This is a genomic window from Ramlibacter sp. bp-362, from assembly GCF_054956735.1.
This window is the reverse complement of record NZ_JBUDXE010000021.1, coordinates 13,216-34,572: the sequence shown is the minus strand read 5'-3', so window position 1 is coordinate 34,572 and position 21,357 is coordinate 13,216. Positions and strand designations below refer to the sequence as shown.

General features: G+C 71.8%; 23 protein-coding genes and 1 riboswitch. Of the genes, 16 read left to right on the top strand and 7 right to left on the bottom strand.

The genetic code is table 11. The features are described 5' to 3' along the window. The first annotated feature begins 5 nt into the window (after positions 1–5). The 16 genes from ACY0MJ_RS20645 to ACY0MJ_RS20570 all read left to right on the top strand — a co-directional run bounded on the left by ACY0MJ_RS20645 (position 6) and on the right by ACY0MJ_RS20570 (position 14,223). The gene (locus tag ACY0MJ_RS20645; RefSeq protein ID WP_462640430.1) at positions 6–383 is read left to right on the top strand and encodes an STAS domain-containing protein; all 378 of its coding nucleotides are present in this window, start codon (positions 6–8) and stop codon (positions 381–383) included. Then, positions 373–780 (top strand): anti-sigma regulatory factor, encoded by a 408-nt coding sequence (locus ACY0MJ_RS20640; RefSeq protein ID WP_462640428.1) that lies wholly within the window; start codon positions 373–375, stop codon positions 778–780. Before ACY0MJ_RS20645 ends, ACY0MJ_RS20640 begins: the two co-directional genes overlap by 11 nt. Continuing rightward, the gene (locus ACY0MJ_RS20635; protein ID WP_462640458.1) at positions 777–1,781 is read left to right on the top strand and encodes an ATP-binding protein; all 1,005 of its coding nucleotides are present in this window, start codon (positions 777–779) and stop codon (positions 1,779–1,781) included. The genes ACY0MJ_RS20640 and ACY0MJ_RS20635 overlap by 4 nt, the downstream gene beginning before the upstream one ends. 1 nt (position 1,782) lies before the next feature. Then, complete coding sequence (locus ACY0MJ_RS20630) at positions 1,783–2,646, top strand: sensor histidine kinase (protein WP_462640427.1); 864 nt, start codon at positions 1,783–1,785, stop codon at positions 2,644–2,646. Then, entirely contained in the window at positions 2,643–4,262 is a 1,620-nt protein-coding gene (locus tag ACY0MJ_RS20625) for an ATP-binding response regulator (protein WP_462640426.1), read from the top strand. The genes ACY0MJ_RS20630 and ACY0MJ_RS20625 overlap by 4 nt, the downstream gene beginning before the upstream one ends. 286 nt (positions 4,263–4,548) lie before the next feature. Beyond that, positions 4,549–5,010 (top strand): FKBP-type peptidyl-prolyl cis-trans isomerase, encoded by a 462-nt coding sequence (locus ACY0MJ_RS20620; protein ID WP_462640425.1) that lies wholly within the window; start codon positions 4,549–4,551, stop codon positions 5,008–5,010. 46 nt (positions 5,011–5,056) lie between these two features. Then, positions 5,057–5,683: a glutathione S-transferase family protein gene (locus ACY0MJ_RS20615; protein ID WP_462640424.1), complete on the top strand. Its 627-nt coding sequence runs from the start codon at positions 5,057–5,059 to the stop codon at positions 5,681–5,683. Positions 5,684–5,764: 81 nt separating this feature from the next. Beyond that, a riboswitch (TPP riboswitch) is annotated at positions 5,765–5,859 on the top strand. A 60-nt stretch (positions 5,860–5,919) separates the two neighbouring features. Continuing rightward, positions 5,920–6,762: a bifunctional hydroxymethylpyrimidine kinase/phosphomethylpyrimidine kinase gene (gene thiD / locus ACY0MJ_RS20610; protein WP_462640423.1), complete on the top strand. Its 843-nt coding sequence runs from the start codon at positions 5,920–5,922 to the stop codon at positions 6,760–6,762. Continuing rightward, the gene (locus ACY0MJ_RS20605) at positions 6,759–7,835 is read left to right on the top strand and encodes a LuxE/PaaK family acyltransferase (protein ID WP_462640422.1); all 1,077 of its coding nucleotides are present in this window, start codon (positions 6,759–6,761) and stop codon (positions 7,833–7,835) included. Before thiD ends, ACY0MJ_RS20605 begins: the two co-directional genes overlap by 4 nt. Continuing rightward, positions 7,832–9,301, top strand: a complete 1,470-nt coding sequence (locus ACY0MJ_RS20600) for an acyl-CoA reductase (protein ID WP_462640421.1) — start codon at positions 7,832–7,834, stop codon at positions 9,299–9,301. The genes ACY0MJ_RS20605 and ACY0MJ_RS20600 overlap by 4 nt, the downstream gene beginning before the upstream one ends. An 11-nt stretch (positions 9,302–9,312) precedes the next feature. Continuing rightward, positions 9,313–10,047 carry an ABC transporter ATP-binding protein gene (locus tag ACY0MJ_RS20595; RefSeq protein ID WP_462640457.1) on the top strand — a complete coding sequence of 245 codons (735 nt, stop codon included), beginning with the start codon at positions 9,313–9,315 and terminating at the stop codon, positions 10,045–10,047. After that, positions 10,044–10,811: an ABC transporter permease gene (locus ACY0MJ_RS20590; RefSeq protein WP_462640420.1), complete on the top strand. Its 768-nt coding sequence runs from the start codon at positions 10,044–10,046 to the stop codon at positions 10,809–10,811. The genes ACY0MJ_RS20595 and ACY0MJ_RS20590 overlap by 4 nt, the downstream gene beginning before the upstream one ends. A 10-nt stretch (positions 10,812–10,821) precedes the next feature. Next, complete coding sequence (locus ACY0MJ_RS20585; RefSeq protein ID WP_462640419.1) at positions 10,822–11,817, top strand: ABC transporter substrate-binding protein; 996 nt, start codon at positions 10,822–10,824, stop codon at positions 11,815–11,817. Continuing rightward, positions 11,814–12,581: an SDR family oxidoreductase gene (locus ACY0MJ_RS20580; RefSeq protein ID WP_462640418.1), complete on the top strand. Its 768-nt coding sequence runs from the start codon at positions 11,814–11,816 to the stop codon at positions 12,579–12,581. The genes ACY0MJ_RS20585 and ACY0MJ_RS20580 overlap by 4 nt, the downstream gene beginning before the upstream one ends. Then, positions 12,578–13,618, top strand: coding sequence for a thiamine phosphate synthase (locus tag ACY0MJ_RS20575; protein WP_462640417.1), 1,041 nt, complete (start codon positions 12,578–12,580; stop codon positions 13,616–13,618). Before ACY0MJ_RS20580 ends, ACY0MJ_RS20575 begins: the two co-directional genes overlap by 4 nt. Next, positions 13,579–14,223 (top strand): phosphatase PAP2 family protein, encoded by a 645-nt coding sequence (locus ACY0MJ_RS20570; RefSeq protein WP_462640416.1) that lies wholly within the window; start codon positions 13,579–13,581, stop codon positions 14,221–14,223. The genes ACY0MJ_RS20575 and ACY0MJ_RS20570 overlap by 40 nt, the downstream gene beginning before the upstream one ends. Before the next feature lie 40 nt (positions 14,224–14,263). Here the strand turns inward: ACY0MJ_RS20570 and ACY0MJ_RS20565 are convergent, their stop codons facing one another. The 7 genes from ACY0MJ_RS20565 to ACY0MJ_RS20535 all read right to left on the bottom strand — a co-directional run bounded on the left by ACY0MJ_RS20565 (position 14,264) and on the right by ACY0MJ_RS20535 (position 21,344). Continuing rightward, positions 14,264–15,808, bottom strand: a complete 1,545-nt coding sequence (locus ACY0MJ_RS20565; protein ID WP_462640415.1) for a class I adenylate-forming enzyme family protein — start codon at positions 15,806–15,808, stop codon at positions 14,264–14,266. A gap of 2 nt (positions 15,809–15,810) precedes the next feature. Then, the gene (locus ACY0MJ_RS20560) at positions 15,811–16,542 is read right to left on the bottom strand and encodes a CoA-transferase subunit beta (RefSeq protein WP_462640414.1); all 732 of its coding nucleotides are present in this window, start codon (positions 16,540–16,542) and stop codon (positions 15,811–15,813) included. Continuing rightward, positions 16,535–17,371, bottom strand: coding sequence for a CoA transferase subunit A (locus ACY0MJ_RS20555; RefSeq protein WP_462640413.1), 837 nt, complete (start codon positions 17,369–17,371; stop codon positions 16,535–16,537). Before ACY0MJ_RS20555 ends, ACY0MJ_RS20560 begins: the two co-directional genes overlap by 8 nt. 9 nt (positions 17,372–17,380) lie before the next feature. Beyond that, positions 17,381–18,100 (bottom strand): enoyl-CoA hydratase/isomerase family protein, encoded by a 720-nt coding sequence (locus ACY0MJ_RS20550; protein WP_462640412.1) that lies wholly within the window; start codon positions 18,098–18,100, stop codon positions 17,381–17,383. After that, positions 18,097–19,266 carry a CaiB/BaiF CoA transferase family protein gene (locus ACY0MJ_RS20545; RefSeq protein ID WP_462640411.1) on the bottom strand — a complete coding sequence of 390 codons (1,170 nt, stop codon included), beginning with the start codon at positions 19,264–19,266 and terminating at the stop codon, positions 18,097–18,099. Before ACY0MJ_RS20545 ends, ACY0MJ_RS20550 begins: the two co-directional genes overlap by 4 nt. Positions 19,267–19,280: 14 nt before the next feature. After that, entirely contained in the window at positions 19,281–20,243 is a 963-nt protein-coding gene (locus ACY0MJ_RS20540) for a Bug family tripartite tricarboxylate transporter substrate binding protein (protein ID WP_462640410.1), read from the bottom strand. A gap of 90 nt (positions 20,244–20,333) precedes the next feature. Then, complete coding sequence (locus ACY0MJ_RS20535) at positions 20,334–21,344, bottom strand: TauD/TfdA family dioxygenase (RefSeq protein WP_462640409.1); 1,011 nt, start codon at positions 21,342–21,344, stop codon at positions 20,334–20,336. Between the last annotated feature and the right edge of the window lie 13 nt (positions 21,345–21,357).

The window sequence follows — 21,357 nt, the reverse complement described above, 5'->3', positions numbered from 1 at the left end:
CGGCGATGGTGCGCATCCCCATCCTGCAGATGGGCCAGACCCTGCTGGTGACGATCCAGCTGGACATGCAGGACCAGATGGCGCTGGCCCTGCAGGACGACCTGGCCAACAAGATCGCCGCGACCGGCGCCAAGGGCGTGCTGATCGACATTTCCGCCCTGGAGATCGTGGACTCCTTCGTCGGCCGCATGCTGGCCGGCATCTCGGGCATCTCCCGCATCCTGGACGCCACCACCGTCGTCGTCGGCATGCAGCCGGCGGTGGCGATCACGCTGGTGGAACTGGGCCTGTCGCTGGAAGGCGTGCGCACCGCGCTGAACGTCGAACGCGGCATGGAGCTGCTGGCGCAAGCCCGCGGCCGGGAGTCCTCGCATGCCCGCTGAAGACGCCACCGGCTCCGTGCCGCTGCGCACCGAGGAAGACATCGTCGCCAGCCGCCAGAAGGTCCGCCTGCTCACGCAGCAGCTGAAGTTCTCGCTCGTCGACCAGACCAAGATGATCACGGCCGCCAGCGAGCTGTCGCGCAACACCGTGGTCCACGGCCGCGGCGGCATCATGCGCTGGGAACTGCTGCAGGAGGGCGTGCGCAACGGCCTGCGGCTGCACTTCGAGGACGAGGGTCCGGGCATCGCCGACACGAAGCTCGCCCTCACAGACGGGTGGAGCACCGGCAACGGCATGGGCCTGGGCTTGCCCGGCAGCAAGCGCCTGGTGCAGGAGTTCGCGCTGGTGTCGGCGCCCGGCCAGGGCACGCGCGTGAGCATCACCCGGTGGAAATGATCCTCGGCTCCGTGCACGCGTCCTTCGCCATGGAGGACGCGAGCCGCGTCGGCGAGGCCCGGCGCCATGCGGCGCAACTGGCCGGGCAGTGCGGGCTGGGCGAGCTGGCCGCCGGCCGGCTCGCGCTCGTCGTCACCGAACTGGCGACGAACCTGGCGCGGCATGCCAAGAAGGGTCGGCTGTGGCTGTCCGCGCGGCGCGAGCGGCGCGAAGTCGAGGTCGTGGCCGCCGACCAGGGCCCGGGCATTCCCGACGTCGACCGCTCGCTCGCCGACGGCTTCTCCACCGGCGGGACGGCCGGCACCGGCTTCGGCGCCGTGCGGCGCCTGGCGCAGCACTTCGACCTGCAGTCCAGCGTGCCGGGCGGCACGGTGGTCGTGGCCCGGGTCGGTGAAGGCGAATTCCTGGCCGACGGCCATGCGGCCTGCGCCGGCGCCGTGTCGCTCGCCGCACCGGGCGAGGCGGTCTGCGGTGACGGCTGGGCCTTCGCGCTCGACGGCGAGCGCAGCGCCATCATGGTGGCCGACGGCCTCGGGCACGGCCCGGACGCGGCGGAGGCGGCGCAGGTCGCGCTGGAAACCTTCCGCGAGGAGCCGCTCGCGGCGCCGGCGCAGATCCTGGCGCGCACGCACGAGGCGCTGCGCCGCACCCGCGGCGCCGCCGTCATGGTGCTGCAGGCCGACGCCGCCGCCGGCGTGGTGCGCAGCGCCGGCGCGGGCAACGTGATGGCGCGGCTCGTCTCGGGCGTGTCCGACCGCACCTTGCTTTGCCAGCACGGCACCGCGGGGGTCGCGATCCGCTCGCCGGAGGAATACGCCACCCCCTGGCCTCCCCATGCGCTGCTGGTCGTGTTCACCGATGGCATCGAGAGCCGCTGGAAGCCGGAGCGCCTGGTGCCCCTGCTGGCGCGTGATCCCACGCTTGCGGCGGCGGTGCTGGTGCGCGACCATAGCCGCAGGCGCGACGACGCGACCGTCGCCGTGCTGCGACGCAAGGACTGACATGGCAACCGACCCGGCTGGCGAAGACCTTTCCGCGGCGCTCGAGGCGAGCCGCCGCGAGGCCACGGCCTTGCGCGCCGAACTGGAGGAGACCAACCGCGGCGTGCTGGCCCTCTACGCCGAACTCGACGCGCAGGCCGACCAGCTGCGCCAGGCCACCGAGCTGAAGAGCCGATTCCTCGCCTACATGAGCCACGAGTTCCGCACGCCCATCAGCTCCATCCGCAGCATCACGCGCCTGCTGCTGGACCGCGTGGACGGCCCGCTGAGCGAGGAACAGGAGCGGCAGGTCCGCTTCATCCAGCAGAACGCCACCGAATTCGCCGAGATGGTCGACGACCTCCTCGACCTCGCGAAGGTGGAAGCCGGGCGGGTGGAGATCTCGCCGGCCTGGTTCGAGATGGTCGACCTGTTCTCCGCCCTGCGCGGCATGTTCAAGCCGGTGCTGACCAATCCCGACGTGAACCTCGTGTTCGAGGAGCCGGAGGGCGTGCCCCGGCTCTACACCGACGACCGCAAGCTGTCGCAGATCCTGCGCAACTTCATCTCCAACGCGCTCAAGTTCACGCCCAAGGGCGAGGTGCGCGTCTCGGCTTCGCTGGAGGCCGACGGCATGGTCACGTTCTCCGTGGCCGACACCGGCATCGGCATCGCGCCCGAGTTCCACGAGGCGATCTTCCAGGACTTCTCGCAGGTGCATTCCACGCTGCAGAAGCGCTTCCGCGGCACCGGCCTCGGCCTGTCCCTGAGCAACAAGCTCGCGAAGCTGCTCGGGGGCCGCGTGCACATGCAAAGCGAGCCGGGCCGTGGCTCGGTGTTTTCCCTGACCCTCCCGCGGGAGCTGGAGGGTGCGAGGGCGCCGTGAACGACGCGGACGTGATCACCGCCACGATCGACCGTTCCGCCCATTCCGTGCTGGTGGTCGACGACAACCCGGCGACGCGCTACACCACGGCGCGGGTCATCCGCGCGGCGGGCTTCCGCACGCAGGAGGCCGGCACCGGCGCCGAGGCGCTCGCGCTCGCCGGCCGCGGCGTGTCGGCGGTCGTGCTGGACGTGCACCTGCCGGACATCGACGGCTTCGAGGTCTGCCGGACGCTGCGCTCCCGCCCCGGCACGGCGCTGCTGCCGGTGGTGCACGTGTCCGCGGCCTACATCCGCGACGAGGACCGCGTCGCCGGCCTCAACGCGGGCGCCGACGGCTACCTGGTGCACCCGGTGGAACCGGCCGTGCTGGTCGCCACGCTGCAGGCGCTGATCCGGGCGCGGCTCGCCGAGGAACAGATGCGCGAGCTGCTGGAACGCGAGCAGGCCGCGCGCCAGGACGCCGAGCGCCACAACCGCAGCAAGGACGACTTCATCGCCGTGCTCTCGCACGAGCTGCGAACGCCGCTGAACGCGATCCTCGGCTGGGTGCACATCCTCAAGCGCCGCGGCATGCCGCCCGAGGCGACGCGCGGGCTCGACGCGATCGAGCGCAACGCGAAGACGCAGGCGCGCATCATCTCCGACATCCTGGACGTCTCGCGCATCAACTCGGGCAAGCTGCGCCTGGCGCGCGAGTGGGCCGATCCGGCGGAGCTGGTGACGAGCGCGCTCGACGCGCTCGCGCCCTCGGTCAACGACAAGCGCATCCAGGTCGACACCGACGTCGCCGGCGCGCACGCGCCGGCCTGGGTGGACCCGGGGCGCTTCCAGCAGATCGTCTGGAACCTGATGACCAACGCCATCAAGTTCTCGCCCCAGGGCGGCCGCATCGAGGTCAGCCTGCACCGCCAGGGCGACCGCCTGCAGCTGCTCGTGCAGGACTTCGGCCAGGGCATCGCGCCGGCGTTCCTGCCGCATCTGTTCGAGCGCTTCTCGCAGGGCGATGCCCCCGGCAACCGCAGCCACGGCGGCCTGGGGCTGGGGCTCTCCATCGTGAAGCACCTGGTGGACCTGCACGGCGGCGAAGTCAGCGCCAGCAGCGGCGGCGCGGGGCAGGGCACGCGCATGGAGGTCACGCTGCCCGCGCAGGCGCAGGACGACGGCACCGCCGAACGGACGGAGCCCGATGCACCGGACTCCGAGTTCGGCACGCTCGAGGCCTTGCACGGAATCGACGTGCTCGTGGTGGAAGACGACCCCGAGGCGCTGGAGATGATGACGCTGGTGCTCGCCGAGCGCGGCGCGCGCGTGCGCACCGCGGCGGACAGCGACGCTGCGGTGCGCGCGGTGCAGCAGGCCTGGCCCGACGTGGTGGTGAGCGACATCGGCCTGCCGGGACGCGACGGCTACGAGCTGGCGCGCCAGCTGCGGCGCCTGCAGGACGAACGCGGCGCGCCGCGCCTGCCCGTGATCGCGCTGACCGCCTTCGCGCGCGCCGAGGACCGGCAGAAAAGCATGGACGCCGGCTTCGACGTGCACCTGGCCAAGCCGCTGAAGCCGCACGTGCTGCTGTCGGCGATCGTGCGTTGCTGCCGCGCGGCGCCTCCTGGGTGAGCGCCTGCCGACCGCTGCGCGTGCGCGCCCGCATCCGCCGTCCGGCGGAGGTGCTCAAGTCTTGAGCAGTCCAGCGCAAGCCGCGCCGCGCCTTGCTGCGCCGTGGGCGCGGGGCTGCTCATCCCATGCCTTGTCCACAGTCGCGGTGGATATCTTGCGCGGGCGCACCCCGGAAATCGCTTGACACGGGCGTGATGCGTTTGCTAACCGCCTCGCCGCGCGCCCGGCACCGCGCGCCGCGCCATGCGGGAATAATCGCCGCATCGCAACATCGACCGCCTCCGCCATGCGCTTCCTGACCTTCGCCTGGGCCGTCGCCGGCGCGGCCTGCCTCGCCGCCTGCACGCCACCGAGCAGCCCGCCCGCCACGAACACGGCCGGCGCCCCCGACATCGGCAAGCTGACCGGCACCGCGCGCGTCACGACGCCCAGCGGCATCGTGTTCCAGTCCATCCAGGCCGGCAGCGGCCCCACGCCCAAGGCGACCGACACGGTGAAGGTGCACTACCGCGGCACCTTCCCGGACGGGCGCGAGTTCGACAGCTCCTACAAGCGCGGCGAGCCCGCCACCTTCGCGCTGAACCGCGTGATCCCCTGCTGGACCGAGGCCGTGCAGATGATGCGGCCCGGCGGCAAGGCGCGCGTGACCTGCCCGCCCGAACTCGCCTACGGCGCGCGCGGCGCCGGCGGCGTGATCCCGCCCAACGCGACGCTGGTCTTCGACATCGAACTCGTCGCGATCCAGTAAGGGCGCGGACTGGACCGCGGGCGCGAAGGCGCACACAATGCCGCGCATGCTGACCTTCTACTACGCCCGCGGCACCTGTGCCCTTGCCTCCCACATCGCCCTGGAGCAGTCCGGTGCGCCCTACGAGGCCGTGCGCCTGGACTTCAAGGCGCAGCAGCAGCGCTCGCCCGAGTACCTGCGCGTCAACCCCAAGGGCCGCGTGCCGGCGCTCGTGACCGACCGCGGCGTCCTCACCGAGACGCCGGCCCTGCTGCAGTACATCGCGCAGTCCTTCCCGCAGGCGGGGCTCGCGCCGCTGGACGACGCGTTCCTGCTGGCGAAGATGAACGAGTTCAACAGCTACATGTGTTCCACCGTGCACATCGCCCACGCCCACAAGGTGCGCGGCTATCGCTGGGTGGATGCCGAGGACACGGCGTCGCTCGAGGCGATGAAGAAGAAGGTTCCGCAGACCATGGCCGAGGGCTTCGCGCTGATCGAGGAGAAGATGCTGCAGGGCCCCTGGGTGCTGGGCGACCGCTACAGCACGAGCGACGCCTACCTGTTCACGCTGGCACGCTGGCTCGAAGGCGACGGCGTCGACGTGCAGCGCTTCCCCAAGGTCGCCGACCACATGCGCCGCATGGAGTCGCAGCCCGGTGTGGAGAAGGTCCTGGCGCTGCACGCGTCCTGAGGTCCAGCGGACCGCGGGTTCCCGCAGGGGGGTGACGCAGGAACCCCACCGCCCTCCGGCATTCCGCCCTGTGTCACAATCCCCGCAGCTCCGGGGTGTACGCGACGCGTGCTGAGATCCAGACCCGTGAACTTGAACCGGTTCAGACCGGCGGAAGGAGAGCTGCAGCCCTGACCCCCTCGGCGGTCGGGGGCGACGCCTTCGGAGCACCTGTTGTCGCCCGCGAAGGAGTCCCCTTGAACCGCACCGCCGCCTTCCGCTATCCCCGCGTCCTCTCGATCGCCGGCTCGGATTCCGGCGGGGGCGCCGGCATCCAGGCCGACCTCAAGACCTTCAGCGCGCTCGGCTGCTTCGGCATGACCGCGATCACCGCGCTGACGGCGCAGAACACGCTGGGCGTGCGCTCCATCCATGCCGTGCCGCTGCAGACCCTGGTCGACCAGGTCGACGCGGTGGTGGAAGACATCGGCGTCGACGCCGTCAAGATCGGCATGCTCCACTCCGCCGAGACCGTGCGCACGGTCGCGTCCGCGCTGCGCCGCCACGGCCTGCGCAAGGTGGTGCTCGACCCGGTGATGGTCGCCACCAGCGGCGCCAGGCTGATCGACGACGAGGCCATCGAGGTGCTGGTGCGCGAGCTGTTCCCGCTCGCCACCGTCGTCACGCCCAACCTCGACGAGGCCGCGCTGCTGGTGCGCCAGCCGCTCGCCAGCGAAGCCGAGATGGAAGCGGCCGCCCGCCAGCTGGTCGAGCGCGGCGCGCCCGCCGTGTTGCTGAAGGGCGGTCACCTGCCCGGCGACACCGTCAGCGACCTGCTGCTCGCGCGCGGCGCCGCACCGGTGTGGATGCGCGCGCCGCGCATCGCGACCGACAACACCCATGGCACCGGCTGCACCCTGTCCAGCGCCATCGCCAGCCACCTCGCGCTCGGTGCCGACCTGCACGAGGCCGTGGCGCACGCGCGCGAGTTCGTGCGCGGCGCGCTCGCCGCCGGCGCCCCGGTGCGCACCGGCGCCGGCAGCGGCCCGCTCAACCACGGCCACGCTCCGCAGGCGATGCGCCTGCAGCCGCTGCCATGAACGCCGCCCTGGTCGACACGCTGCTGTCCTTCCTGGCCCAGGACGGCTGCAGCGACGCCGAATTCGACGCGCTGGCGCTGCGCCTCTTCGCCGAGCAGCACGCGAACAACGCCGCCTACCGCCGCTTCTGCCAGCTGCGCGGCGCGACGCCGCGCAGCGTGCGCAGCTGGCGCGACATCCCCGCCGTGCCCATCAGCGCCTTCAAGGAAGTGACGCTCAGCTGCGCGCCCGCCGACGGCGCCGAGCGCGTGTTCATGACCAGCGGCACCACGCGCGGCGACGTCAAGGGGCGGCACTACCACCCCACCCTCGCCGTGTACGACGCCTCCATGACGCGCAACTTCGCCCGCCGCTTCATGCAGGACGCGCAGCGCCTTCCCATGGCCATCCTGTTCCCGCCGGAAGAGGAACTGCCGAACTCCTCGCTCGCCCATTACCTGGCGCTTGCGGTGCGCCACTTCGGCACAGACGCGAGCCGCTGGACCGTCACGCAATCGGGCATGGACCTCGCGGGCCTGCGCGCGATGCTGGGCGAGGCCGAGCGCAGCGGCGAGCCCTGCGCGCTGCTGGGTGCCAGCTACAGCTTCGTGCACCTGCTCGATGCGCTCGCCGCCAGCGGCGAAAGTTTCCGCCTGCCGCCCGGCAGCCGCATCCTCGACACCGGCGGCTACAAGGGGCATTCGCGCGAACTGCCGCTGGATGCCTTCTACGCCGCCCTGGCCAGCCAATTCGGCGTGCCCCGCGAGCTTTGCATCAACATGTACGGCATGACCGAGCTGAGCACGCAGCTCTACGACGACGGCAACGCCGCCGTGCCCTCGGTGAAGTCGGGTCCGCACTGGATCCGTTCGCGCCTGGTGGACCCGCTGAACGGGCGCGAGGTGCCGCACGGAGAGCGCGGCGTGCTGGTGCACTGCGACCTGGCGAACTTCAACTCCGTCACCAGCATCCTCACCGAGGACGTCGGCGTCGCCGTCGCCGGCGGCTTCCTGCTGCTCGGGCGCGCCGAGGGTGCGCAGGCCAAGGGCTGCTCCCTCGCCGTCGAGGAATTCCTGCAGGCGGCGCGCGCATGAGCCTCACCTTCACCGCCGGCCACCTGCCCGGCCTGCCCGCGGAGGAAGTCGGCTGGCAGTCGCTTTCCTTCGGCGCGGGCGCGCAGGCGGTGCAGGTGCGCGTGCCGGTGCTGCAGCCCGCGCAACTGCAGGCGCTGGCGCGGCGCGTGAAGGCAGCGAGCGCGCGCCACCTGCACGCCCTTTCCGTGTCGCAGGTCATCGCGATCCTCGACGCCGCCGTCGCGCGCCTGCTCGATCCCGCCGACCCGTTCCGCCGGGAGGCCGAGCGCCTGCTGCCCGCCGTGAGCGGCTACGACGCCGGGATGGTGCGCCTGGGCCTCAATGGCTTCCTGCAGTCCTTCCGCGCGCCGCAGCTGCACCGCTTCGTCGCCGAGGACTTCGCCAATCCCAAGGTGCTGGACGAATTCCAGCCGGCCGCCAAGGGCGGCTTCGTGCGCGCCTTCGGGCCGCAGCTGCTGGTGCACAGCTGGGCCGGCAACGTGCCGGCGCTGCCGCTGTGGAGCCTGGCCTGCGGCCTGCTGGTCAAGGCCGGCAGCATCGGCAAGCTGCCGAGCGCGGAGCCGGTGTTCGCCTCGCTGTTCGCGCGGCTGCTCGCCGAAGTGCATCCGCCGCTGGCGGAGTGTCTGGCCATCGCCTGGTGGAAGGGCGGTGACGCGGCCAGCGCCGCCGCCGTGTTCGGCGAAGCCGACACGGTGCTGGCCTATGGCGGCAACGAAGCGATCGCGCAGGTGCGCGGGCAAGTGCCGGTGACGGCGCGCTTCCTCGGCTACGGGCACAAGCTCGGGTTCGGCATCGTCGCGCGGGCCGCGCTCGACACGCAGCGCGCGAGCGCCACGGCGCGGCTGGCCGCGCACGACATCGTCCGCTACGAGCAGCAGGGCTGCTACTCGCCGCACCAGTTCTTCGTGCAGCGCGGCGGCGCGGTGGATCCGCGCGGCTTCGCGCACTACCTCGCCGCGGAACTGGCCAGCCTGCAGCATCGCTTCCCGCGCCGCGCGCTGGCGCTGGAGGAGGCCGCGGCAATTTCGGGCTGGCGCCAGTCGGCGGAACTGCAGGCGATGGCCGACCAGCGCGTCGAACTGCTGGCCGGCGCCGATGCGGGCTGGAGCGTGACCTACAGCGACGCGCCCCGGCCCCTCGCGCCCACGGCCGGCGGCCGCTCCATCCTCGTGTGCGCCGTCGACGCGCTGGACGAGGTCGTTCCCCTCGTCGCGCCGCACGCCGCCTTCCTGCAGACCGCGGGCATCGCCGCGGATCCGCAGGAGCTGTTCCGGCTCGGCGAGGCGCTGGGCCGCGCCGGCGTCACGCGCATCGCGGCGCTGGGCGCGATGACCTCGCCCGAAGCCGGCTGGCACCACGACGGCCGCTTCAACCTGCTGGACCTGGTGCGCATGGTGGAGATCGAAGCCTCCGCCGAACGCGCCGCCGACCGGCTGGCGCCCTATGCCCAGGAGGAGCGGCCGTGAGCCTGCTCGAGATGCGCGGCGTGCGCTTCGCTTTTCCCGGTTGGCCCGCCACCGTGGCCGGCGCGGACCTCACCGTCGCGTCCGGCGCCTTCCACTGCCTGGTGGGCCGCAGCGGCTGCGGCAAGACCACGCTGCTGAAGCTCGCCGCGGGCCTGCTGCAGCCGGAAGCCGGCACGGTGCGGTTCCGCGGCAAGACCCATGCCGCCGCCGGACCGGAGATCGGTTTCGTCTTCCAGTCGCCCAACCTGCTGGAATGGCTGCGCGTGATCGACAACGTGCTGCTGCCGGTCTCGCTGCACCGTCGCACGCGCGGCGAAGACCGCGAACGCGCGCAGCAACTGCTGCAGCAGCTGGGGCTCGCCGAGCACGCGCGCAAGTATCCGCGCCAGCTCTCCGGCGGCCAGCAGAGCCGCGTGGCGCTGGCCCGCGCGCTGATCCTGCAGCCGGTGCTGCTGCTCCTGGACGAGCCCTTCGCCGCGCTCGACGCGATCACGCGCGAGGAGTTGCAGCGCGACCTGCTGCAGATGTGCCGCGACCGTGGCACCGGCGTGCTGTTCGTCACGCACGACATCGCCGAGGCCGTCTATCTGGCGGACCGCGTGGACGTGGTCGATGCCGGCCGGATCGCGCAGGAGATCGCGATCGATCTGCCGCAGCGCAGCGCCGCCGTGCGTACGAGCGCCGCGTTCGCCCGCTACTGCGCGCACGTCCGCTCGGCGCTGCACCTGGAGGCGGCCGAAGCATGAAGCGGCGCGACCTCGCGGGGCATGCCGGCGCGCTGCTGCTCGCCGCGGCGCTGCTGCTCGCGTGGGAGGCCGCGTGCCGCGCACTGCGCCTGCCCGCCCTCGTGCTGCCGCCGCCCTCGGCCATCGCGCAGTCGCTGTGGCACGGCCTCGCCAGCGGCTACTTCTGGCCGCACCTGCGCGCGACCACGGCGGAGCTCCTCTTGGGCGTGCTGGCCGGCTGCGGCTTCGGCTTCGCCGCCGGCGTGGCGCTCGGCGAAGTCGCGCCGCTGCGGCGGCTGCTGATGCCCTACGTCGTGGCCAGCCAGGTGATCCCGAAGCTCGCGCTGGCGCCGCTGTTCGTGCTGTGGTTCGGCTTCGGCATGACGTCCACCGTCGTGATCACGGCCCTGATCTGCTTCTTCCCGCTGATGGAGAACACGCTGACCGCGCTGCAGCAGGTGCCGGCCGACCGGCTGGAGCTGTTCCGCCTGCTCGGGGCCACGCGCGCGCAGACGCTCTGGCGCCTGAAGCTGCCCTCCGGGCTGCCCGCCATCCTGGCCGGCCTGCGCGTGGCCGTCGTGCTGGCGCTGGTCGGCGCCGTCGTCGGCGAATTCATCGGCGCCAGCCAGGGGCTCGGCGCGCTGGTGATCGCCTCGCAAGGCACCATGGACACGGCGCTGATGTTCGCCGTGCTGGTGCTGATCGCCGCGCTGGGCCTGCTCGCCTACCAGGCCACGCTGCTGCTGGAGCGCTGGCTGCTGCTGCCCTTTACCCGAACTTCCTGAGGAGAACGTCATGGAACCCGCCACCCGCCGGCAACTGCTGGCCGCACTGCTCGCCAGCCCGCTCGCCAGCTGGGCGCAGGGCGCGCAGCGCCTGGAACGCTTCGTCGTCGCCGGCTGGAGCAAGCCCATCACCGAGATCACGCCGCTGCTGGTCGACGAGGACAAGGGCTTCTACCGCGCGCAGGGCCTCGCGCTGGAATACGTGCCGGGCGCCGGCAGCGCCGACGCGATCCGCAACATCCTCAGCGGCCAGGCCGACGTCGCCTTCAGCGACCCGGGGTCGTTCTTCGCGGCGATCGACAAGGGTGCGCGGCTGCGGGCGATCTACGACATCTACCCGCAGAACGTGTTCAACATCGTGTCGCTGAAAGGCAGCCGCATCGCGAAGCCGGCGGACCTGAAGGGCAGGAAGATCGGCGTGTACAGCCTCGCGAGCGGCACCCGCCAGGCGCTGCAGGTGCTGCTGCACACGGCGGGGCTGTCCGAGTCGGACGTCACGGTGGTCGTCACCGGGGTGCTGAACTTCGCGCCGCTGATGCAGGGCCAGGTGGACGCGACGGCGGCCACCGACACCGGCCTGCTGGTCGGCCGCCGGCGCGGCCTGCCGGACGTGGACGTGATGGAGGTCGGCAAGTACCTGCCCGTGTCCAGCGACCTGTTCGTGGTGCGCGAGGAAACCTACCGGGCGAAGCGCGCGCTGCTGCAGCGCTTCCTGCGCGCCTATCGTGACGCGGCGCTGTGGATGATGACGCGGCCGGACGAGGCGGCACAGCTCGCTGAGAAGCGCGCGATCGATGGCAGCGATCCCACGCTGAACCTGGAGATCATCAAGCTGCGCAACGCGGCGAGCGTCTCCAGGCTGACGCGCAAGAACGGCCTGGGCGCGCTCGACGTCGCGTCGCTGCAGGCGGCCGCCGAGACCTACCGCAAGCTCGGCCTGGTGAGCGGCAGGATCGACGTCGCAAAGGTCGTGAGCCAGGACCTGCTGCCGGGAGGGGCGGGATGAACCTCGCCGGCCAGGTGGTGCTGGTCACCGGCGCGAGCCGCGGCATCGGCGCGGCGATCGCGCGGGCCTTCGCCGCGCAGCAGGCCACCGTGGCGCTCAATTACCTGCGGCGCGAGGACGCGGCGCAGGAGGTCGTGCGGCAGTGCCGCGAAGCGGGCGGCGACGCCTTCGCCGTGCAGGCCGACGTGACGCAGCCCGCCGAAGTGCAGGCGCTCGTGCAGCGCGTGGTCGACGAGGCGGGGCGCATCGACGTGCTGGTGAACAACGCCTTCCGCGCCTACGCCTTCGATCCGGAGCGGCGCAAGGCCTTCGGCGACGTCTCCTGGGCGGACTACCAGGCGCAGTTCGACGGCTCGGTGGGCGCGGCCTTCCACGCCTGCCAGGCCGTGCTGCCGCACTTCCGCCGGCGCGCGGCCGGCGCCATCGTGAACATCGTGAGCGACCTCGTGGAGAACCCGGTCGTGCCCTACCACGACTACACGACGGCGAAGTCCGCGCTGGTCGGCTTCAGCCGCAACCTGGCGAGCGAACTCGGGCCGCTGGGCGTGCGCGTGAACTGCGTCGCGCCGGGGCTCGTGTATCCCACGGAAGGCAGCGAAGGCACGCGCGCGCACTTCCGCGAGGCGCTGATGGCGGCGACGCCGCTGCGCCGGCTGGCGCGGCCGGAAGACGTGGCCGGGCCGGTCGTGTTCCTGGGCTCGCCGTGGAGCGGTTTCGTCACGGGCCAGGTGCTCGTCGTGGATGGTGGATTGGTGATGCGATGAAGGATGAAGGACTGGTGATCTGCGCGCTGCCGGAGGCGCGCCGCCGCGCCGGCGTGGCGGGCGAAGCGCCGGCGGTGGCGCAGGCCTTGCGGGCGCAGGGCGCGATCGCCGTGTGCATCGTGGGCGCGCGGGACGGCCTGGACTGGATCGAGACGGAGCATGCGCGCGGCTGGCTTGGCAGTCCTGCGCAAGACGCTGACGCATCGATCGCAGCGACGCGCCGCGCGCTCGCGCAAGGCTTCGTCGCCGCCGACGCGCTCATCGTCGCGCGCATGGCTTCGCCGCACGCGCTGCCGCTGCTGTCCTGGGGCGAGCAGCCGCCGGAAGCACCGGCGACGCCGCCCGCGCAGCGGCGCCTGGATCTCTACGCGATCGTGGACAGTGCGGAGCGCCTGCGCCAGGTACTGGACGCCGGCGTGCGCACGGTGCAGCTGCGCATCAAGACGCCGGCCGCGCCCGACGAAGCCTGGCACGCCATGCTGCGGGAGCAGGTGCGGCAAGCCATCGAAGACTGCGCCGCGTGCGGCGCCGAGCTGTTCGTCAACGACCACTGGCGGCTCGCGCGCGAACTGGGTGCCGGCGGCGTGCACCTGGGCCAGGAGGACCTGCTGGCCCTCGGCGACGCGGGCCGCGCCGAACTGCGCGCGAGCGGCATGGACCTGGGGATCAGCTCGCACAGCCTGTGGGAGCTGGCGCGCGCCCGCACGCTGTCGCCGCGCTACATCGCGTGCGGGCCGGTGTGGCCGACGCTCACCAAGGACATGCCCTGGCTGCCGCAAGGCCTGGACAACCTGGCCTGGTGGCGCCGCGCGGCCGGCGTGCCGGTGACCGCCATCGGCGGCATCCTCGGCCCGCGCGAAGTGGAGGCGGCGGCCTCCACCGGCTGCGACGGCGTCTGCATCGTGCGCGGCCTGGGCGAGGACCCGTCGCGCACGCTGCCGGCCTTCGCCGCGGCGCTGGCGGCCGGCCGCGCGCGCCCCTTGCAGGACTTGCCGGCATGGCCGCACCCGACGCTTCCCTTCCCGGCCGGCGCCTGAGGCGCAGGCGGCAGCTCGGGCTCGCCTGCTTCTGCCTGGCGGTGTTCGCGCTGCTGGCGGCGCAGGTGCTGCTGCACGGGCCGATGCTGGAGCTGGACCAGGACGCGAGCAACTGGTTCGCGGCGCACCGCGATGCGGGGCTCACGCACGCCATGGTGCTGGTGAGCGAGCTGCACGAGACGGTCAAGCTGCTCGCCGTCACCGCGGCGCTGGCGCTGTGGCGCCTCGCGCGCCGCGACCGGGCTTCGGCGCGCGCGCTGCTGGTCGTCCCTGCGGGCATGCTGCTCAACGTGGGCGTGAAGCACCTGTTCCAGCGCGCGCGCCCGACCTGGGCCGATCCGGCCGTGCAGCTGGCGACCTACAGCTTCCCGAGCGGCCATGCGGTGGCCTCGACGCTGTTCTACGGGACCGTCTGCGTGCTGGCGCTGGAGCACATCCGCGCTCCGCTCGCGCGCGGACTCGCCGCCGCGGCCGCCCTCGGCATGGTGCTGCTGGTCGCCTTCAGCCGCGTGTATCTGGGGGTGCACTACCCGGCCGACGTGGTGGCGGGCATGGCCTTGGGAGGCGCATGCCTTCTCGTGTTCCTGCCGGTGGCAAAAGCGTGAGCCCTCCACGCAGGAGGGCGCTTCGTCCCCTGCGGGCGCACTACACGCTGCTGCGCGCGATGGCGGGCCGCTCCATGTGAGCATCGGGCGCCCAGCCTGCCACGCTCTCGCGCAGCGCCTTGCGATCCACCTTGCCCGTCCCGTTCTCGGGCAGCGCATCGACGAAGTAGGTCTCGGCCGGCTGGTGGATGCGCGAGAGCGCCGATTCCACGGCCCGCCGCACGGCCTCCGCCGCCAGCATGCTGCCTTCCGGTCCGGGCTGGCGCACGATGACCGCGACGGGCACCTCGCCGAGGTCCGCATGGGCCTTGCCGACGACGCAGCAGGCGGCGACGCCGGGCACGGTGGCGATGGCCTCCTCGATCAGGTTGGGCGACAGGTTCTCGCCGCCGCGGATGATCACGTCCTTCAGCCGCCCCGTGATGAACAGGTAGCCCTCGTCGTCGAAGCGCCCCAGGTCGCCGGTGCGCAGCGCTTCGCTTGCCGCCTGCGGCCTGCCGTCGCCGTCGTCGAGCAGGTAGCCGGTCATCAGCGTGGGGCCGGCGATGCAGATCTCGCCGTCCGTGTCGGGCGTCGAGATGGTGCTGCCGTCGGCAGCGCGCAGGAACACCGACTGGCCGTCGAGCACCGTGCCCACGGAGCCGAGCTTGCGCCGGTCCGGCGGGTTCATCGTGGAAGTGCAGGTGGCTTCGGACAGGCCGTACGAGATCACCAGCGGCAGGCCGAACTTCTCCTCGATGCGGCGGTGCAGTTCCGCCGTGATCGGCGCGGATCCGCAGCGCAGCATGCGCAGCGAGGCGAGCGTCTCGCGCGGGAAGTCCAGCGGCAGCATGCGCGAGTACATGGTCGGCACGCCCGTGACGATCGTCGGCCGGTGGCGCGCCAGCTGCCCGGGCATCTGCTCCGCCTTGAAGCGGCTGGCCAGCACGACGCTGCTGCCGGCCGCGAGCGGCGCCAGCAGCTGGTTGTTGACGCCGTTGGTGTGGTGCAGGGGCATGACGTGAAGCAGCCGGTCCGCCGCCCCGAGCCCGGTGTGCCGGATGATGCCCCGCGTGTTCGCGAGCATGCCGCGATGGTTCTGCAGCACGCCCTTGGGCTTGCCGCTGCTGCCGGAAGTGAACAGCAGGAAGCCGTCGCTGTCCGGCGCGAGCCGTTGCGTCCAGTACGCGGCAGTCCCGGGATCGGCGGCGAACGGGAGGCGGCGCTCCGGCGCGATGCCGGCGCATTCGGCGTCCGCGGCGTTGGCCCCATCGAACACGATCCACTTCAGTCCCGCGACGCGCGTGCGCCGCTGCGCTTCCTCGGCCCCCAGCTTCGGCTCCAGCGGGCAGGGGCAGGCGCCCGCCGCCATCGCACCGAGGATGCACAGGGCGAGATCGGCGCCGCGTTCCATGGCGATGGCGATGCGGTCGCCTTCGCGCACGCCCTGCGCGCGCAGCCAGCCGGCGCGCCGGCCGACCGCGTCGTGCAGTCCGGCGTAGGTGTAGCGGCGGTCCTCGTCCTCCAGCGCGGGCAGGTCCGCGCGGGAAGGCTCCGTCCAGGCCGTGCGGAAGATCTCGACCAGGTGCGCGGGCGCCGCGGCCATGCTCATCGCAGCTTGACGGCGGCGTCGCGCTCGAACTGCCCCTGCGGGTCCAGCGAGGCCAGCGCCTCGCGTTCGCGCTGCGTCGGCGGCGGCGTCGGCACGGCGCCCGTGGCGTCGAAGCGGAAGGCGGTGCGGTCGCGCACCTCATCGAGGCTCGCTTCCGGGTGCCAGGACTGCAGGGCCAGCCGGCCTTCGCGCTTGACGAACACGGCGATGGGCGTGACCACGCCGTGGAAACCGCCCCAGGAGGTGCGAAAGTCGAGCTTCTCCACCAGCGTGCGCCGCGAGTGTTCGGTGCGCCAGGTGCACGAACGCCGGGCGGTGGGCAGCATCACGGCGCCGCCGCCGCCGCCGGGCAGGCGCACCTTGGGGTGGTGCCAGTCGCCGATGGCGGAGTTGTTGGCGCAGCCCTCGCCGTCGATCTGCGCCGCGCCGAGGAAGGTCAGGTCCATGCGGCCGCGCGTGCACAGGTCGTAGAAATCCTCGTTCGCGAAGATCGAGGCGGACTGCTCCGCGAGCACGGGATCGGAGCTGGAGATCGGGATCTTCGAGGGAACGGGGTCCACGCCGCCCGCGACGTTGATGTACGTGAAGTCGAAGTCGTAGGCGCGCTTGGCCATCAGGCAGGCCAGCATGGGCATCGTGGAATTGACGCCGCTGAACGTGATCTCGTCGGGACGGATGAAGCGCGCCAGGTTGGTGACGATGAAGGAGAAGGGGGACCACTCAGCCACGGACTGCCTCCTGGGCCTCGGGGGCCTGCGAAAGATGTTCGGCCAGGATCGCGTCGCCTTGCGGCAGGTAGGCCTCCACCGCGGGATAGTCGATCTCGTACAGCGGCCAGCACGAGCCGGGCCAGGCGCCGCGCGGCACGATGGCGAAGGCCTGCACCATGAAGTGCGGCACCAGCGTGGACTCGGGCTGCGCGGTGAACACGGACGTGTCGACGAGCTTCTCGGCGACCACGAGCACGCTCTTCGCGGCGCGGGTCATGATGCGGTCCCAGTGGTGGGTGCCGGCCACGCGGACGTTGCCCTGCGCGTCGACCTCGGTCGCATGGATCACCGCGAAGTCCGGCTGGATCGCGGGGATCACCCACACCGGCGGGCCTTCCCCGTAAGGATCCTCCAGGCACTTCCAGCCGTTGAGGGCGGGGATGTCGCTGCCGTGCAGGCCGCCGCAAGGCTGGAAGGGAATGCCGAAGGCCGCCGCGCGCAGGCCGGCGGTGAGGCTGGCGCAGGCATGCTCCTCGAGCTTCGCCGCGCCGCTCTCGATGGCGCGCCGGTAGTAGGGCGCCAGGCCGAAGTTGCCTTCCATCGCCACGATGCCGGCGCGCACCTTGCGCACGCTGCCCGCGCGGCACAGGATGTCGATGTCGTAGCCCGGCGATTGCTTCACGATCTCCAGGTCCGTCTTGCCCTGGCGGATCAGTTCGCGCACGAAGGCGAACGGCCCGCGGTGCAGGAAGCTGCCCCCCAGCGCCAGCGAGGCGCCGTCCGGCACCATCGCCACCAGGTCCTTCAGTTCCCGCTGCTTGGCGGAAGCTCCGAATCCACTGCCCATGTCTATCTCCTATGCGGCGCGCAGGTAGTCCGCGATCCGCTGCTTCAATCCCGGCCGCGCCGCCGAGCGCACCAGCCACGCGAGGTCGGTGTCCGCCTCGCGCGAAGAGAGCACATCGTAGAGTGCGTTGCGGCTCCATTCCGGCAGGGCCGCGGCCTTGGCACGGGCCCGCTCCACCACCTGCGGCCACGCGTCCTGCTCGGCGATCCCGTGCAGGAAGCCGAGCTGCTGCGCGCGCGCCGCGTCGAACGTCGCCGCTTCTTCCTGCAGGGCCGAAGCCTGCTCGCGGCCCACGATCTCGCCGAAGCGGCGCGTGCCGAGCACCAGCCCGAACTTCAGGCCCGGCATGCGGAAGCTGCTGTCGCCCGTGGCATGGCGCTGGCGGCAGGACGCGACGAGGTCCACGCCCGCGCCGAAGTTGCGGCCGTGGGCCAGCGCCACGGTGAGGCAGGGCGAGGCGGCGACCGCCTGCAGCAGCATCTCCAGCCGGACGAAGCGCAGCACGAGGTCGCCCTCGGTCTGCTGCTCCCAGTCGGAAAAATCGAAGCCCGCGCTGAAGTTCTTGCCCTCGCCCCGGAACACCAGGACCTTGGCCCCTTCGGCGGGGGCGCGCTCCACGATGGCGATCAGTTCCTCCACCAGCTCCGCGGACAGCGCATTGCGCTTCTCGGGCCGCGCAAGCGAAACCGTCCAGGCCTCGCCGTCGCGCTGCAGGCTGGCGGCGCTCATCGCAGCGCCTCCGCATCCGCGCGCAGCGGGCCCAGCACCTCGTCGTTGTGCTCGCCCAGCGCGGGCGGGCGCTGCCGCACCGGCAGGCCGCGACCGGAATAGCGCAGCGGCGAGGCGAAGGTGCGCGTGCGCACGCCGTTCGGCAGTTCCAGCGGCTGCACCCACCCCATGTGTTCGACCTGCGGATCCGCCAGGACCTGCGAATAGCTGTTGATCGGCGCGCTGGGCACGCCGGCGTCGCGGAAGCGCTGCAGCCAGGTGGCCGTGTCGGCATGCGCGAACTCCTCCTCGAGGATCGCGAGCAGGGCGTCCTGGTGCTTCGCGCGCAGCGTCGGCGAACCGAAGCGCTCGTCGGCCAGCAGGTCGGGCCGGCCGACCACCTCGCACACGGATTTCCACAGGGCGTTGTTGCCGGCGGCCATGCCGAAGAAGCCGTCCTTGCTGCGGAACACGCGGTAGGGCGCATTGCGCGGGTGGGCCGAGCCGAGCGGCACGGGATCGCGGCCGCTGCCGAAGTATTCCGAGGTCTGCAGCGCGGCGATGCCGAGCGTCGCGCCCAGCATGGGCACGTCGAGGTGGGTGCCTTCGCCCGTGGCTTCGGCGTGCCGCAGCGCGCCGACGATGCCGAGCGCGCCGTACAGGCCGGCGGAGAAGTCGGCCAGGGGCACGCCGCACTTCACCGGCGGGCGTCCCGGCTCGCCGGTGACGCTCATGATCCCGCTCATCGCCTGGATGGTCAGGTCGAAGCCGCCTTCCTGCGAGCGCGGGCCGCTCTGGCCGTAGGCCGAGATCGAGCAGTAGACGAGCGCGGGGTTGACTTCGCGCAGGGCCTGGTAGCCGACGCCGAGGCGGTCCATCACCCCCGGCCGGTTGTTCTCGATCACCACCTGCGCTTCCTGCGCCAGCCGGCGGAAGACCTCCACGTCGGCGGGCTCCTTGAGGTTGAGCGTGACGGAGCGCTTGTTGCGGTTGAGGGAGGCGAAGTTCTCGCTGTAGCCGTCGTTGATGGGCGGCCAGCTGCGCAGCGTGTCGCCCCCCTCGGGGTTCTCGACCTTCACCACGTCGGCGCCCATGTCGGCGAGCAGCATGCCGCAGAAGGGGCCGGCCGCGACGTTGCAGACCTCGATGACGCGCACGCCCTTCAGCGGCAGGGGAACCGGGAGCATCGTTGCCTTTTCCTTCAAAGCTTCACCTGCGCCGTCTCCTGGACGCGCCCCCATTTCGCGATCTCTCCCTTGAGCATCATGTCCATGCGCTCGGGCGTGGTCGCGACGGCCTGCGCGCCGGCCTTGGTCATCGCGGCCAGCAGTTCCGGCTTCTTCGCGGCGGCCTGCATCGCGGCGGACACCTGGTCGACGATCGCCTTGGGCGTGCCCTTGGGCGCCAGCAGGCCGTAGTAGGTGGTGACGTCGAAGCCGGGCACGCCGGATTCGCTCAGCGTGGGCAGGTCGGGCAGCATGTCGCTGCGGCTCGCGCTCGTCACGGCCAGGATCTTGATCTTGGGGTTCTTGTAGTGGGCGCTCAGGGCCGGCAGCGTCTCGAACACGACGTCGATCTGCCCGCCCAGCAGGTCCGTCATCGCGGGGCCGCTGCCCTTGTACGGGACGTGCACGAGCTTGACGCCCGCGGCCTGCTTGAAGTATTCGCCGGTCATGTGCTGCGTGGAGCCGTTGCCGGCCGAGCCGTAGGTCAGCGGCTTCTTCTGGGCCTTCGCGTAGGCGATGAACTCCTTGACGCTGTTCACCGGCAGCGACGAGCGCACGGCCAGGGCCAGCGGCACGCCCGCGCCCATGGAGACCGGCAGCAGGTCGGTCTTCAGGTCGTAGGGCTTGTGGGTCGCGGCGACGGCGTGGATGGTGAGGCTGCCGATCGCGGCGAACAGCAGCGTGTAGCCGTCGGCGGGCGCCTTGGCGGCGAGGTCCGCGCCGATCTCGCCGCCCGCGCCGGCGCGGTTCTCGATCACGACCGACTGGCCCAGCGCGTCCGACAGGTGCTGCCCGTAGATGCGCGCGGTGATGTCGTTGGCGCCCCCGGGCGGGTAGGGCACGATCATGCGGATGGGCTTGGCCGGCCAGTCCTCGGCGAGGGAGGGGCCGGCGGCCAGCGTGGCGAGTGCAGCGCAGAGGAGGTCGCGTCGTTGCATGGTGTCTCCGTGGGTTGGAATGTCGTCACAGGGCGCGACGACTGTCCCACCGTTCCCGGAGACGGGTCAATTGTTCCGCATTTGGGAACCCTAGCCGTTGTAGAAGCGGCGGCCTTCGGTGCGCAGCCACAGGCGCACCAGGTGGCGCTTGCGGTCGGCCTCGGCGAAATCCGTGTAGCCGGTGCGGCGGTGGCCGAGGCGGCGGTTGTCCACGATCTGGATCTGGCCCGGTTCGAAGAAGAACTCACGGATGAGGTGCGCCTGGTTCATCGTCGCCTCGAGCGTCTCCAGGGCTTCCTCGCCCAGCGGGTCGAGTTCGACGCCGGCCATCCTGTAGCCGTTGACCACGTGCCGGTGCGAGAGGCGGCTGGTGAGGCGCCCGCCCACGACCTGCATCAGCGGATGGCTGATCACCGGCGGCGCGTCGGGCGCGTGTTCCTTGTTGCGGTCGAACAGGTAGGGCGCGAACAGGCGGTCGACCAGCTTCGGGTGCTTCGCGAGCATCTCGTTGTAGACGGAGTGGAAGCTCACGATGCTGCTGATGCCGCCTTCCTTCGCCGGCCGCAGGCACAGCAGCGACACGTAGTCCGGCGCGCACAGGTTGTAGCTGTTGTCGGTATGGAAGTTCTGCTCCGCGTTGGTCACGTCGGGCCGCACGCCGTTGCCCGGCGGCTTGCCGAGATCGGTCACGTCGTAGACCATCTTGCCGTCCCAGCTCTGGGCGACCGGGCGCGAGACGAGCTGGGACAGGACCCAGTAGACGGCCTTGGCCTCCTCCTTGGAGAACTCGTCCATCGGCAGCTTGTCGATGATGACGAAGCCGACGCCGTTCTCCAGCGTCTCCTTGACGGTCGCCATCATGCGGCGGCAGGCGTCGATGCGGAAGGCGCCGGGCTCGAGCATCTGGATCGGCAGCGGGTTGTCCCGCAGCACCGCCACCATGCCGCGCAGCTCGCGCAGGGCCTCCTCGCCGATCTTCACCATGCCGTCCTGCGGCTTCAGGGTCGCCGCCGTCCAGGCAATGGCGCCGCGAAGCGGCTCGCGCGGGATGGCGGATGGGCTGTCGTGGGTCTCGTCGAGGATCGTGGCGCTGGCCTGCATGGGGTCTCCTGGG

What these genes read in the sequence shown, in the direction of transcription:
- ACY0MJ_RS20645 (WP_462640430.1), top strand. Translation starts at nt 6, where the DNA reads ATGGTGCGCATCCCCATCCTGCAGATGGGCCAGACCCTGCTGGTGACG.
- ACY0MJ_RS20640 (WP_462640428.1), top strand. Translation starts at nt 373, where the DNA reads ATGCCCGCTGAAGACGCCACCGGCTCCGTGCCGCTGCGCACCGAGGAA.
- ACY0MJ_RS20635 (WP_462640458.1), top strand. Translation starts at nt 777, where the DNA reads ATGATCCTCGGCTCCGTGCACGCGTCCTTCGCCATGGAGGACGCGAGC.
- ACY0MJ_RS20630 (WP_462640427.1), top strand. Translation starts at nt 1,783, where the DNA reads ATGGCAACCGACCCGGCTGGCGAAGACCTTTCCGCGGCGCTCGAGGCG.
- ACY0MJ_RS20620 (WP_462640425.1), top strand. Translation starts at nt 4,549, where the DNA reads ATGCGCTTCCTGACCTTCGCCTGGGCCGTCGCCGGCGCGGCCTGCCTC.
- ACY0MJ_RS20615 (WP_462640424.1), top strand. Translation starts at nt 5,057, where the DNA reads ATGCTGACCTTCTACTACGCCCGCGGCACCTGTGCCCTTGCCTCCCAC.
- ACY0MJ_RS20605 (WP_462640422.1), top strand. Translation starts at nt 6,759, where the DNA reads ATGAACGCCGCCCTGGTCGACACGCTGCTGTCCTTCCTGGCCCAGGAC.
- ACY0MJ_RS20600 (WP_462640421.1), top strand. Translation starts at nt 7,832, where the DNA reads ATGAGCCTCACCTTCACCGCCGGCCACCTGCCCGGCCTGCCCGCGGAG.
- ACY0MJ_RS20595 (WP_462640457.1), top strand. Translation starts at nt 9,313, where the DNA reads ATGCGCGGCGTGCGCTTCGCTTTTCCCGGTTGGCCCGCCACCGTGGCC.
- ACY0MJ_RS20590 (WP_462640420.1), top strand. Translation starts at nt 10,044, where the DNA reads ATGAAGCGGCGCGACCTCGCGGGGCATGCCGGCGCGCTGCTGCTCGCC.
- ACY0MJ_RS20585 (WP_462640419.1), top strand. Translation starts at nt 10,822, where the DNA reads ATGGAACCCGCCACCCGCCGGCAACTGCTGGCCGCACTGCTCGCCAGC.
- ACY0MJ_RS20580 (WP_462640418.1), top strand. Translation starts at nt 11,814, where the DNA reads ATGAACCTCGCCGGCCAGGTGGTGCTGGTCACCGGCGCGAGCCGCGGC.
- ACY0MJ_RS20575 (WP_462640417.1), top strand. Translation starts at nt 12,578, where the DNA reads ATGAAGGATGAAGGACTGGTGATCTGCGCGCTGCCGGAGGCGCGCCGC.
- ACY0MJ_RS20570 (WP_462640416.1), top strand. Translation starts at nt 13,579, where the DNA reads ATGGCCGCACCCGACGCTTCCCTTCCCGGCCGGCGCCTGAGGCGCAGG.
- ACY0MJ_RS20565 (WP_462640415.1), bottom strand. Translation starts at nt 15,808, where the DNA reads ATGGCCGCGGCGCCCGCGCACCTGGTCGAGATCTTCCGCACGGCCTGG.
- ACY0MJ_RS20555 (WP_462640413.1), bottom strand. Translation starts at nt 17,371, where the DNA reads ATGGGCAGTGGATTCGGAGCTTCCGCCAAGCAGCGGGAACTGAAGGAC.
- ACY0MJ_RS20550 (WP_462640412.1), bottom strand. Translation starts at nt 18,100, where the DNA reads ATGAGCGCCGCCAGCCTGCAGCGCGACGGCGAGGCCTGGACGGTTTCG.
- ACY0MJ_RS20545 (WP_462640411.1), bottom strand. Translation starts at nt 19,266, where the DNA reads ATGCTCCCGGTTCCCCTGCCGCTGAAGGGCGTGCGCGTCATCGAGGTC.
- ACY0MJ_RS20540 (WP_462640410.1), bottom strand. Translation starts at nt 20,243, where the DNA reads ATGCAACGACGCGACCTCCTCTGCGCTGCACTCGCCACGCTGGCCGCC.
- ACY0MJ_RS20535 (WP_462640409.1), bottom strand. Translation starts at nt 21,344, where the DNA reads ATGCAGGCCAGCGCCACGATCCTCGACGAGACCCACGACAGCCCATCC.